The sequence below is a fragment of the Thalassovita gelatinovora genome, from assembly GCF_001458355.1.
Lineage (GTDB): Bacteria > Pseudomonadota > Alphaproteobacteria > Rhodobacterales > Rhodobacteraceae > Thalassobius > Thalassobius gelatinovorus.
The window spans coordinates 128,218-140,192 of record NZ_CYSA01000005.1 but is presented as its reverse complement, the minus strand read 5'-3'; the positions used below and the strand labels follow the sequence as shown (position 1 = coordinate 140,192).

At 54.0% G+C, this 11,975-nt stretch carries 15 protein-coding genes; 1 reads left to right on the top strand and 14 read right to left on the bottom strand.

Annotation, left to right across the window (positions count from 1 at the left end; all coding sequences use genetic code 11):
* On the bottom strand, positions 1-169 hold a 169-nt coding region (locus TG4357_RS02450), incomplete at its 3' end, for a transposase (RefSeq protein WP_144433915.1).
* A gap of 73 nt (positions 170-242) precedes the next feature.
* On the opposite strand from TG4357_RS02450, the gene TG4357_RS19255 reads away from it, so the two are divergent.
* Positions 243-605, top strand: a complete 363-nt coding sequence (locus tag TG4357_RS19255; RefSeq protein ID WP_139193593.1) for a hypothetical protein — start codon at positions 243-245, stop codon at positions 603-605.
* Between the two features lie 505 nt (positions 606-1,110).
* Here the strand turns inward: TG4357_RS19255 and TG4357_RS02440 are convergent.
* The 13 genes from TG4357_RS02440 to TG4357_RS02380 form a co-directional block, all read right to left on the bottom strand.
* Positions 1,111-1,536 carry a hypothetical protein gene (locus tag TG4357_RS02440; protein ID WP_058261286.1) on the bottom strand — a complete coding sequence of 142 codons (426 nt, stop codon included), beginning with the start codon at positions 1,534-1,536 and terminating at the stop codon, positions 1,111-1,113.
* A 201-nt stretch (positions 1,537-1,737) separates the two neighbouring features.
* Positions 1,738-2,172, bottom strand: a complete 435-nt coding sequence (locus TG4357_RS02435; RefSeq protein ID WP_058261285.1) for a hypothetical protein — start codon at positions 2,170-2,172, stop codon at positions 1,738-1,740.
* A complete protein-coding gene (locus TG4357_RS02430) occupies positions 2,169-2,828 on the bottom strand; it encodes a hypothetical protein (RefSeq protein WP_058261284.1) in 660 nt (219 codons plus the stop codon). The genes TG4357_RS02435 and TG4357_RS02430 overlap by 4 nt, the downstream gene beginning before the upstream one ends.
* A gap of 179 nt (positions 2,829-3,007) precedes the next feature.
* Positions 3,008-3,382 carry a hypothetical protein gene (locus tag TG4357_RS02425; RefSeq protein WP_058261283.1) on the bottom strand — a complete coding sequence of 125 codons (375 nt, stop codon included), beginning with the start codon at positions 3,380-3,382 and terminating at the stop codon, positions 3,008-3,010.
* 199 nt (positions 3,383-3,581) lie between these two features.
* The gene (locus tag TG4357_RS02420) at positions 3,582-4,928 is read right to left on the bottom strand and encodes a phospholipase D family protein (RefSeq protein ID WP_058261282.1); all 1,347 of its coding nucleotides are present in this window, start codon (positions 4,926-4,928) and stop codon (positions 3,582-3,584) included.
* 168 nt (positions 4,929-5,096) lie between these two features.
* Complete coding sequence (locus tag TG4357_RS02415; protein ID WP_058261281.1) at positions 5,097-5,384, bottom strand: hypothetical protein; 288 nt, start codon at positions 5,382-5,384, stop codon at positions 5,097-5,099.
* Entirely contained in the window at positions 5,377-6,003 is a 627-nt protein-coding gene (locus tag TG4357_RS02410; RefSeq protein WP_139193592.1) for a hypothetical protein, read from the bottom strand. The genes TG4357_RS02415 and TG4357_RS02410 overlap by 8 nt, the downstream gene beginning before the upstream one ends.
* A gap of 597 nt (positions 6,004-6,600) precedes the next feature.
* On the bottom strand, positions 6,601-8,886 hold the full coding sequence (locus tag TG4357_RS02405; protein WP_058261279.1) for a VapE domain-containing protein: 2,286 nt from the start codon (positions 8,884-8,886) through the stop codon (positions 6,601-6,603).
* Position 8,887: 1 nt separating this feature from the next.
* The gene (locus TG4357_RS02400) at positions 8,888-9,127 is read right to left on the bottom strand and encodes a helix-turn-helix transcriptional regulator (protein ID WP_058261278.1); all 240 of its coding nucleotides are present in this window, start codon (positions 9,125-9,127) and stop codon (positions 8,888-8,890) included.
* A 181-nt stretch (positions 9,128-9,308) separates the two neighbouring features.
* Positions 9,309-9,722: a hypothetical protein gene (locus tag TG4357_RS02395; RefSeq protein WP_139193591.1), complete on the bottom strand. Its 414-nt coding sequence runs from the start codon at positions 9,720-9,722 to the stop codon at positions 9,309-9,311.
* Positions 9,722-9,910 carry a helix-turn-helix domain-containing protein gene (locus tag TG4357_RS02390; protein ID WP_058261276.1) on the bottom strand — a complete coding sequence of 63 codons (189 nt, stop codon included), beginning with the start codon at positions 9,908-9,910 and terminating at the stop codon, positions 9,722-9,724. Before TG4357_RS02390 ends, TG4357_RS02395 begins: the two co-directional genes overlap by 1 nt.
* A gap of 106 nt (positions 9,911-10,016) precedes the next feature.
* Positions 10,017-11,141, bottom strand: a complete 1,125-nt coding sequence (locus TG4357_RS02385) for a tyrosine-type recombinase/integrase (RefSeq protein ID WP_058261275.1) — start codon at positions 11,139-11,141, stop codon at positions 10,017-10,019.
* 395 nt (positions 11,142-11,536) lie between these two features.
* On the bottom strand, positions 11,537-11,899 hold the full coding sequence (locus tag TG4357_RS02380) for a hypothetical protein (protein ID WP_058261274.1): 363 nt from the start codon (positions 11,897-11,899) through the stop codon (positions 11,537-11,539).
* Positions 11,900-11,975 lie beyond the last annotated feature (76 nt).

The following is an 11,975-nucleotide window of genomic DNA, read 5'->3' as shown; positions in this document are numbered from 1 at the left end:
CGCGATCCTCGGGAGATACCACATCCGTGCCACGGTGCGCGTTCACCCACTTGTTCAGCGTCGAAAGCCCAACGCCCAGATCATCCGCAACTTGTCGCCGTGTCAGCCCGCTGGTCAGCGCAATTCGCACCGCGTCTTTGCGGAATTCATCCGTTCTTCCTGTGCCCATAGTTCGTCTCCTTTGTTGCAGTAAATGCTATCAAAGGAGCGGCATCAAACCGCGACAGGTCCAGAGAGACCAAATGCCCGGATTGATCTTGCCCTTCCCGACACCAGTAAGTGGATTGCATCGACCAGAAACGCTCAGCTTTGAGGTCTTGCATCTGGACATGGCGGCACTGTGGCTTGCGGATCACGGCTGGAGAGCACGCGCCGGTGTCTACCATACCAGAAGCAATAAAGAGGTAGCTGGTCTATCAACGGACGCGACTGTTACTGAAGTCGATCTTGCCGTTCAAATCGCGCACTCACAGCTTTGCGAATCTTATCGAGAGGAATTTGGGATTGGCGCTTGTGAATTTCCTTTGCTTGAAACCTGCAAACCGCTACCTACCTCAACCGCCCGATCCGAGTTCGCGGCCGGTCGTGTTTTTGGCTACGATTGACGCCTGTTTTAAGCATCCTCGCCGACCAACAAAGTTGAGAGTTGATCGGGCTTCCTTTGCTGGGGGGCCCGATCAATCGGCGTTGCGCTAGTTTATGCTGCTACGCTTTGAATTGCGCGGGTCCTTGCCCGTGAAAACGTGCTTGCCTGGTTGTTCTTCGCCTGCATTCTTACCCAGCTACCATCGCAAGTCTTATGAAGGCTCCGTAGCTTTGCTGCATGGCCCTCACTGCACCCAAGCAGAACAGCCAGTTCTTGAGCCGAAAAATCATATCGGCTAAGGGCAATTGCTGCGGGTTTGTAGAGATTTCTGTTTCCAAATTTTCGCACGAGTGTTCTCCTGTATTAGTGATTCGCTCCCACATTCGGACTATACTTTTTTGTCAATACCCCCGGCTATCCTCACTTCATTCCCACAGTGGGTGGGTGTGCGCCGGAAACGGGATGCCAGTCCCTTCTATGTGAGAAAGCACGCACTTCTGTGAACATGGTTTGGAAGCTCGGTTTCAGCAATCAGCTATCAAACCGCTGCGGGCGCGATCTTTTACGATCGTATCAATTTCCTGACGGAGTTTCTTGATTTGGGTTTTGCTCAGCACAGTTGTGCCTTCAATGCTGTAAATTAGGTCGCCCACGATCTTTTCTTCATACAGATGGCCATAAAGTCCAACCAAGACGGAAGTTAGCCCGACCAGTCGAATTTCTTTCTCGTTTTCTTGGTCCTCACGGTTTCCAGAAAACCACCTGACCTTCGTCGTAGTCGAGTTAACGAGCATGTGGCGGGGCATTGTGAGTTTTATGGTCGTGAATCCATCGACACCTGTTTCGTACGGGTCTTCAAGATCGGCTGCACTCAACCCGTGATCGTAGTCCGCGTGTTCCTCAACTTCCCATTTGATCTTAGCAGTGTCGGGATCATTAGAGTAATACATGCCATTTTCCTTTCGACAAATCGGACGGCGGGGGTCCAACGTCCACGTCAGGGAGAATCGCAGGAAATCAAGCGCGGGAATATCAACGTTTGGGGTGTCAGGCGCAAATAATGGTGTGGCTCGCAAGACACATATTTTGGAATGTGAAAGGCCCACGCCAAATCATGACGAGGGCCGGTAGTTGTCTGAATTTATTGAATTTTAGGAGGCCAGACGTTTGTGGGCTTCGGCAACATCCATGCTGCTAATACCGCCGCGTTCCAGTTCCTGCGCATCATCGCGGGCCTGCATCAGCGCCTTGCTCATGTCGGTATCAAGCGCCCGCAGGTAGGCCTTCTCGAAGGTTTCTCCGTCCTGCTGCATAGACTTTGCCAGCTTGTCCAGTTCCGCCTCTGCGGCCTCGCGATTTTTTCCTGCGGCCTTCCGCACATCTTTGGTCATGGTCTTCTCCACATTTGCCGCCGCACGGGCGCTTTCAACTTCGTTTTCGAGCTGTTCAACCTCTTGTGCCAACTCGGCGACTTCCTGGGCTTCGGCTTCATCGCGGGCCAACCGCATCAAAGCGTCTTCCAGGTCTTTCCTGCGTGTTTCCAACCGTGCCAGTTCAGCGGCATGGCGTTGTCCTTCTTGGTTCATCGTGCGGTCTCCATCTTTTCCAGTTCTGCTTGTGCCTCACGGGACACGTTGGGTTGCGGGCTTTCTGCCTTCACGCGGAGGAGTTCCACTCGGAGGCTTTCGGCCACACGGTTTTCAGCATCGGCAAGGGAAATGGCGTGGCGCTCCCGGATCGGAGTATCGATGCCAAATGTGCGAGCCAACTTGACGCCACCTGACTGGATCAGGGCTTTCACCAACGGCTCAGCCGCCCGGTTGTTGGTCAGTGCACGTTCAACTGCGGTCAGGTCACCACCAGCACCAGAAACCTGCCCGACGTCCTTCCGCAACGCGTCGGCATAGGCATCCCAAGAGGACGCCAGGGCATTGAGTGCTTCGTCCACCGCAGCGGCCAGCTTAGACCGTTTGGAAGTGGCCTCAAGGGCACTTTCGGCTCGACGCTTCCGGTTGTTCCGCTCAGCGCTATCCGCAGCACTGCGGGTACGGTCTTGAAGCTCAGCCAGTGCATCGTCCACGATGGAGAGGCGCTCGGCCAATGCCGCAGCAGTCCCACCGGGTTTCTGTCCGGCAATCATGGCGTCACGGGCTTCGGTGCGGGCTTTGTCCAGTTCACCGGTCAGGCGTTCCCGCTCGGCCTGTAGGTCGGCAATCCGTTTGTCCAATTCGTTCTTGTCCATATCATCCTCGGTTCGTTGTCGTCGGGGGCGAACGGCCGAGGTCGAAACCGCCAAAGCGCCTCAGCCGTCCGCATTTTGCCCAGACAAGAAAAGGAGGTGATTGCCTGGTACGATCACACGATGCCGCGTTTGCCAGGCGTGGGGGACCAGCGTTTGACCGCCGAGCACGAATTGCTGGCTCAGGCTTCGCCCATCAGATCAAGTTCCATTTGCCGGATAAGATCGTAGGGTGCGCCAGGGGTGGTAATGAATTGCCCTGGGTTGTCTTTCACATCAGATCGGTAGGAGCGCCAACAGCGTGGGTTAGGACAATCAACACCTTTTTCGATGAAGGCTTGCATTGCTGGCGTCACCCATCCTCGCGGAAACTCCATGCTGCCTTGAATGAACCACATGCCAACCAGCAACCTGACAGTGTTGGCACGCATCGAAAAATTCGGCGACGGTGGATAATCCTCAAGAGCCTCTGTGACCAACGCCTTTGCAGCATCTTGCGTCTTGGCGTAGGAGATTGAAGGCAGTGGCGGGATTGGCCGGGTCGCTGGTTCACTCATCTGGGTCCTCGGGCGCGGTTAGCGTCCTAGGCATCGTGCCGCCAACAGGCAGGCAAGTAAGCCAGCAAGCTACCCCTCTGACACGGGATCAGTTGGCAGTGCTTCAATAAATATCAGGTTTTTAATGGCTTAGAGACGATGTGGGGATAGAAATACAGCGTTGAGTACAGTGACGTCTGGAGTCGTTGATCGATACGAACTATTGAACATGGACAGTCACATCATAGCCAAGAGCTTTCAACGCCTTTGACGTTCTGCCATTTCTGGGTGGGTAATGGTCAGGCAGTGCCCAACCAACCAATTCACCCAAAGCGCTGATGCCGAGGCCATCAATCTTGAACTTCGGATCATCTATCGCTTGCCATAGACGGTCTGGCAGTTCATTCAGTTTGCCGCCGTAGAAGATGTACGAAAGCACCTCTTTGACATCCAGCCCGGCGTCTGTTCTTTGTTCCCAGATTGTCTTTGAGAGCGCAGCGACCTTTTCAGGAATGTTATATGCCGCGCCGGTAGATGGTAATCCAACAGAAGAATTTCGTACTCGCCGAGCATAATCCTTGATCGAGTGTACTGAGAAGCAAACCTCCTTGAAGTCATCGTATTTCAAGGTTGGCAGGTTCTCTTGAGACAATGCGTTTCTGAGGAACGGCGCAGTGGTGTTTAGCATATCGTCTTCGCCCTGTGGCGCAGCCTTTAGGCTGGCCCACCACTTAAGTGCATCCGTTCTGGCATTGTCAGGATTGGACTTGTTTCGATCAAAGAAATCCAGATACCGTGCCTTCTGCCCCTCAAACGTTTTTTGGTAATAGAATGCATGCAGGAACTGGTCGGCTTGTGCTCCAGATGGCGCGTCGTCAGTGACCCAAGTTGGGCGGTTTTCAGGTTGAATGACTTGGCCGCTAATATCTCTGAGTACTTGAAGAGTTGAGTACCATTCTGAAAGAAAGCTATCCCGTTTTGCATCACTGGCTTTCTTGGGCGATGTGGTGACCAAACCACTCCAATTATTAATGCTGGAGTTTTCCCAGAACGGTTTGTCGTCTGGTTTCTTCATCGCGAGTTCTTTTTGACGCTTCACCATCAGGTCAAAAAGCTCCTGGGTCAGTGGCGTAGCGTGTTTGTCGAGAACGGAGAACATCAACAAAAGGTCATTTGCCAATTTATCATCAATGTCTGTTTCTTGAATAAAGAACCCGGCCTCGACATTTGTGTTCCATGCGCTGCCAGTTAAATTTGCCGAACCCACATAGACCCCGTAGCCTCGCCACCAAATGACCTTGGCATGGTGTTTCTCAACCAGCTTGCAGGTGAATTTTGCAGATTTCCTTTGCAGAAACTTGGAGAGAACGTTTGTGTTGACTGCAACTTGTGAGTCTAACCGCCCCCAGAATTTCAATGGAATATCGTGCTCAATGCACCAATCAAACAAGAGAGAATTATCGGTCGCGTAGGCGACTGCGGCCAACACCTCTTCTGTATCTTGGGCAGCATTTTCGGTGATGTTCCGTAAGTAGTTTCCGTTAATAGCTCCCAAAAACAATTCCATGAAACACCCTACGATAAGCCAGTTTTCAAGTAACACGCGATAGTTGCACGTTCATGTCAACAGCATTTGATCGTAGATCAGTGGAACTACTCTGAAAAATTACATTAACCACAATGGTTTGGCGGTTACCTTTCGAGGCAAGTACAGGATTGGAAACAGCTTGCGCGCCTAAATGTCCTCAAAATAGGGCGTTGCAGTAATCCATTCGAGCAACTGAGCGCGTGTTTCATCGTCCAGGTCCACCCGTATCTCAACCGCCCTGATTGCTTCGTCTCTCACTTCGGCCGATTGCCATGGCACAGGATCATGCCGGGCTTTCATCTCTGCCAGCACCCCGTCATCTGGGTCATGCAGGTAACCCAAGCAGATGCGCATAGTTTCGGCCCCATCAGCGAAAATCTGGGTTGCAACGCCACCAGGGCGAACGAATGTGATTTGTGATGAAAGCTCAGTCATCAGATGTTCCCCTGATCTCCTGTGGCGTCCCCTGGACAACTTCGGCGTCGATCGCGTCGTGTCGCTTATCCGAAACCGTTTCGGTCTCCAGGGGCCGCCGTACAGCCCCTGCTGGTTGAACCAGCTTTGGCTTGGCTGGCAAGGAGGTTTGAACGCTCGTGGAATTGTTGATCTGGACATTGGTCTGGGCGGGTCCATCCACAGAACTCATCCTCAGCGATAGGAGCTTGTTCAGGACACGGGGATCGACGTTGCCGGTCTCAAAGCGGAACACCTGCTCAAAGTCATCATCTAGTACGGGTTGGCCCGTCTCGGGATCGAAGCACTGGACCCATTTGCCAGTCCCCATTTCCAAGGCCGTCTGGACCACCCGCATGGTCAATTCTTCCTCGAATGCTGCCAGGGCCTCGTCCCAAGCCTCCGCAAAGTCAGGGTGCTTGGCACGCCGGTCGTAGAAGGTTCGCCGGGTCAGGCCAGTCATGTTGGCTGCATAGGTGATGTGGCCGAACTGACGGAGATAGAGCAGAAACTCGTCACCCTTCTCGCCGTAGATCGGGCGGGTGATTGCTGCGATCTTGGATGGCATCCGTGGGTCACTGGCCGGTTTGATCCGGTTCATCCTCATCAAGCTCATTTGGGTGCCTATTCTGTCTTCGTTACTGTGCTTGGCTGAGCAGGGTGCCGATTAAGCCCTTGAAGTCATTCACGCCCCAGACGCCAGAACGCCTAATTCAGTATCAATGGGGTGGCCTGCCTGTGCGGGCTGGTGACCTCAGGTTTTTCACGCACAGCATCCTCGTTGCCGTTCGAGGCCAGAATGTCGTGTTCCGTTGGAGCCGTATGCCAGCGATTTACAAGGGAGTGTGCCGGCTCACAACGTTGTGCAGTCCCGGTCTGCCAAGCTGGAAGAATTCTACGTCAACAAGGCGTTTTCGGAGATTTCCGTAACGTATTGTTTTTATTACCTTGTTGACGACGTTGATCTTCGTTGACCGTTTTCGCTATATATATCCGGATTGCACGCTGCCCCTATGCCCTGGTCCGTGCCCTTTGCCTTATCGGCTTATTCTACCAAGATATATTGCTTTAAGATCAACATGATCAACATCGTCAACAAATGTTCCGAAACAAGGCCTTAGAAGCGACGCCTCAGGTCAACAAAGATCAACGACCGTCAACGCCGTGACCGAATTGATACGCTCCGATTGCCAGAACGTCACTTATCGGCTCGGACATACCCCGCCGAAACACGGCCACCCAACCTGACGCCCCGTCTGTGCTTCCAGCCAAGGGTTTCCATAGAACGCCGCAAACGCTGCGCATGGCCCTTATTCTGCCGGTCGCTTTCCAAGCCGAGATAGCTCAGAAGGTCCTGGGTATGCACCTTGTCGGCGGGGGGAGGCTCACGCAACGGAGAGGCCACCCGCTCCCCATTGATCACTTCCTCGGCGTAGTCTCCCGTTCCAGCCTCAAAGGCCTGCCGTTGCGTTTTCCGGTTGCTGAGCATTTCAGCCAGCTTATCAACCCAAGGATCATCAACCGTTTCGTCTGCCTGGCGTTCTGCTGCCATCGACCACAAAGGCTCAGGCAATACGTGGCCAACGCCCGATTTGAACAACGCATCAGCTTCGGCCCAGAGCTGGTCTCGATGCTCAGCAATCCAACCCAGATCAACCCGGGACCCGGAGGCCATTTCCAACGGCCAGAAACGCCGGGCACCCGTTGGGTCGCTCAGGTATCCGCCTTCGTTCACAGTGCCCGCAAACACCACACGGCGTTGATGATCTTCGGTGTTGCGACCATAGGGCGTCCGATACCTGTCTGTGGCTCGGGACATAAATGCTTTGAGAACGTCCATGTCACTTGCCCGAAGACCGGCCAATTCGGCAAACTCGTGGACCCAGACACCTTCCAGGTTCATGGCTGCATCCTTGTTCCTAAGATCACCAAGCTCTGCGTCACTGAACCAATCCGGGGAAAACAGGTCCCGAATGCCCGTAGATTTCAAAGAGCCTTGCGGCCCCTTGATGACTGGCATCGTGTCCAGCTTGCAGCCGGGCTGCCTTTGACGAGCTACGGCCCCGACCATAAAGCATTGTGAGACGGCCTCGGTATATTCGTCCCGGCCACATTGAAAGGCGACAGTGAAGAGGTCTTTCACCCGGCTGGTTCCATCCCAGGTCAAGCTGTCCAGATAATCGAGGATCGGATTGAACTTGTAGAAATAGGCAACCGTTGTGATTGCGTCCTGCACGTTTTCCTTTGACGGCTGGTAGTCCCTTCGCTGGTGCTGTTCCATCAAGAACGTGCGGGCCAACAAGAGCAACTTGTCAGTCAGCACACGGCCATAGCCTTCACCCCAAGGCAATTCACCCATCAGAACAACCCGCTGCTTGAGTTCGTCAAACCTTGGATCAAGCTTGGAGCCGGTAATTGCCTTCAGGGCATTCTTGGGTGTGTCGGGAGCTACGCCGGTCTTCTTGTTGACGATCAAACCACCTTCATGCACCGGCTTCCTCTTTGGCGTGGTTATTGCACCTGCTGGCGCTCCAGTTTGGTCCAGGTCGTCGTCAAAATCATCGGCTGCCGGCGTTCTGGGAATGGCATCCTCGGCCCCAGCGTCCCTTAGCAGTTTATGCAGGGTGCGGAAGGTTATACGATTTCCGTCATTGTCGGCGTGAAGGCTGTCCCATCGGTTGCCGATCAGGGTCCCGTGGTCTGCATATGCGGGGTCTTGTGTGCACCAATCCACAAACTCCTGACGCCCATCCCCCGCCGTTGCATGGTGGCAGGCCTGCATCAAAGTGAGCCAATCGTCGTGGTCTGCAAAGTCGACTGGGTCCAGGTGCTCAAGCATCTGAGCCAACTCTTCTTGATCGTGCTCGCCCCCGCCAGTTGCCACGCTGCCTGATGGTCTTCGGATCAAATCGACAAGAGCCTCAGGTGCAGCCTCTGCACCGAAAGCATCAAGCTCAGGCGTGTCAGCCTTCCAAGTGTAGGTTTTCTGGGTATCGGGATGGATCGAACCAGGAGCAACGACCTGACGGCCAACCGTCTTGAACTCAATGCCAGGGAACTGATCGTTCAGGCTGTCTCTGGTGGAAACATCCTCAGGCTTGATCATGTAGATATGAAGGCCACCCGAGCCGGTCTCAACGGTCGAATAGAGGTCCGGGTCCATGCCAGTCCAAAGAACCAGTTCGACAAACGGGTTGATTGGGGACGCCAAGGTCTGTCCGTCAGGAAAGGCCCTCGGGTCCACATCCAAGACCAGCTCAAAGGGTCGCAGACGAACGCCCACGTTGTTCCCCGCCTCCATATGCTTGATTTGGTCCTGGGATTTATAAGTACGCTTCATCCAGTTGCTATCGATTGGAGACTTGCCCCGTTTGCGTTTCTTGCCCTTGACCTCATCTTCGGCCGAGAACTTATGCAAAGGGAGAAGCTGGTACCCACTGGCCAGCAAGGGCGTCAGTTGTGACGCATCGGTATGAGCACCCATTTCAAGCCCCCGCACGTTTGGCGTTGTAGGCTTCGATCACAGAGCGTTCATAGAAAACCGCGGTCCCAATCTTAACGTAATCAGGACCGGCATTCTTGTATTTGGTGTTGTTGCGGCGATTGCGAAAGGCCATCAGCGTGGTTGCCGGATGCCCGGTCAAGGCTGCGACTTCCTTCGTCGTCAGGAGGTCTTTCAATGGTGTGCCAGAAGGCTTGGGGGCGTTATCTTCGGTTTCAGGCATGGCAGGCCTCCTATATGCTAAAGTATCGACCGGATTGCCCTGCTAGGCGGCTGTGGCAATCCGGTCTATCGATCAGAACAATACCGTGCCAAAATGCGCCCGTAACCTAACGTTTCGCAGGCACGAACGAACGCTGGCGTAGGGAAATCTTTAACCTCGCCTTCGAAGCGGACCTTTGGTCTTAGGTCAAATGCCGGTGGAATTGCCTTGCCAGTTCCGCCTCGTGCAGACGCCAACGTCTCGGTTCACGTCTTGCAGCTTCGTCCCGCAAATATCCATTTTCCCAGAAATTCACGTTGTCCGCATTCGAGTTGATCGCATCCAAAGCGGTGCCGAATTGGACGGTGATTTTGCCCTGCTGGTCTTCCAACCAATCAATCGGGAAAAGTCCCAAGAACCCGGCAAGCAATCGAAGGCAGGCATCGTCAAAGCCGTTGAAGCCCGCGGCCCAACTGGCCTCAATCACCTGTTCAACTGGGTCGGTGCTGTCCAATTTAGCCTCTTGCAAGAGCATCTTGGCCATCTCGTACCGGTCTTCTTCGTTGGAATAGTCCGGCATCGGGTCACGGTGCTGTATGATTGTAATCGTTCGCATCATGCCGCCCCCGACATCATGAAAGCATCCAGATCGTCACGGTGATAACGGACAATCCGGCCAACGGTTCGGTAAGACGGACCAGTGCCCTTGCTACGCCAATTGTTCATGGTGCCAGGCGAGACCGAAAGGTATTTGGCAGCGACCTCGGTTGTCATCCAAGGGGTGTCAGTTTGTGGGTTGCTCATGCTGATAACTCCAATATCCAAATGCGTCCAAGTGGACAGCGATGAAATCAGGTTATCAGCTTGCAAGGTCTCGATATGCCAACGTGTTAAGGCATCGTACCATCATTCACGCAACACCAGCCTTGACCAAGGCCATATCCTCTAAGGCTTGAGCATGGGGCCGAAGGGCTTCAACCAAATGCGTCTGATGCACATACCCGCCAGAGGCCCCTGGAAGCCTTTGACCCAACAGAAGCGCCCCTTCTGCATATGGCACACCAGCAGCAATCATCATCGTTCTGGCATGGTGACGAAGTGAGTGCGGAGACGGAACACCAGCCCGCTTTGGCTCGGCAACGTGGCCTGTGGCTGACCCTGGTGACGGCCAAAGCCAAGGCGAGTTCAGAGGCGCGTCCTCTGCCATTCTGGCCTTCAAGGTTTCGGTCAACCAGCGGCCAGTTGGGAAGGACCAAGCTCCACCCGTTTTCATGTGGGTGAAAGTCAGCACGCCAGCCTCGGCATCGAAGTCGGCACATTTCACACCAAGCAGGGAAGTTCTCCGTGCACCCGTCAAAAGGAACGTCCGTTGCAGGTCACGCATCAAGGGAGACATGGCTTCGGTCGTGGACCAGAAATCGGTCATGTCCAATTCACCCACTTCCCGTTTCGGGGTGGCCGGGACACGAAGGGCGTCAACCGGGTTTGCGCCAATCGTCTCGTCATGGCGGCGGGCCGTATTCACAAGAGCTCGAACGGTGCGCATGACCGAACCACCCGTGGTCTTGCCGTGACGCTTTGTGAGCTGGTCCATAAGCCCTCGGCAGTCCTGACGCGTAATGTCAGCCACGGCACGACGCCGAAGACGCCCGAGGTAGTTGTCCATATGGTACTGGTAGTTTCTGACCGTGGCGTCGGACAGTTCCCGTTCTTTCAGGTGCTCTTTCAGGGCTTGTTCCAATGTGATGCCGGTGGACTCTGGCCCAGCCGTAGGATCGACGCCAGACTGGATCGTGGCCATGAGCTTTCGGGCCTCATTCCTGGCCACGTTGAGCCGGATATGGTCAGCCCGTCCGATCTTGACCCTCACGGTTCGGACGTGACGCTTTTCTCTGCGGACGTCGCTTTGAACGACAAAGGTCTTGCAGGTCTTATGGCAAATGCACATCAGCCCTTTCACATCGGTATCCCGATGAATGCCCGAGCCGAGTGGGAGGTCCCTGATACGGGCCTCGGTGAATTTGAATATGGTCATGGAAAGTACAGTCCCGAGTACAGTGTTTGCGATTGATCCAGGTGGGCCTGGATGGTGCTACCGGGATGATATTGCTATGTTTTCAAGGGGTCGTACGCCCCGAATGAGGCTAAATGGACCATGATTTACTCGCAATCTCAGACTGTTAATCAATTGGCCGTAGGTTCGATCCCTACCGCCGGAGCCATAAAAAGCCCTTAGGTCTTAATGACTTAAGGGCTTTTTTGTTTTCCGATATATTGGACGATTTTGCTCTGGGGTAACATCTGGGGTAACAGATGGTCTTCACTTTTCGGACAAAACTATCTCAAGCAATTCAATGCTTGCCAAACATGTCATTTCAAAATTTGGCCGTTTTACCGGGCGCGCCACGGCTAAGATATGAAAGAAGACTGCTACCGGTTGAAGGCAGTCCCCGTTGCCCGAATGGCCGTCCAGCAGTTCATGAGCAACGCATCTTCAGCGGGTTCTACTGACGTGACGTAGACGGTATTGTATCCAGCCTTTGCAGTCTCACGACGAAGGACAGACAATGCGGCTTCGTTTGTCGGAGCCGAATCCCAAATCTTATTCTTGCAGGAAACCCCCTCAACATGAACACCCGATGCAGGCGCTTTAGTTGCCAATGTCACACCAAAATCGCCACTGATAGATTCCGCACCTGCAACGTAAATTCCACTCGGCTTGTCCGTGTTCTCGACCAGCGATCCGCAAGCCGCGACCGATGACAGCACTATGAGTGCAAATGTTTTGTTCATTTTGTATCCTCCTTTTCCGTCTACAACACCCTAGCCAGACGGCGCCGATCAATCCAAGTGTTTCCTAACCCCTCTT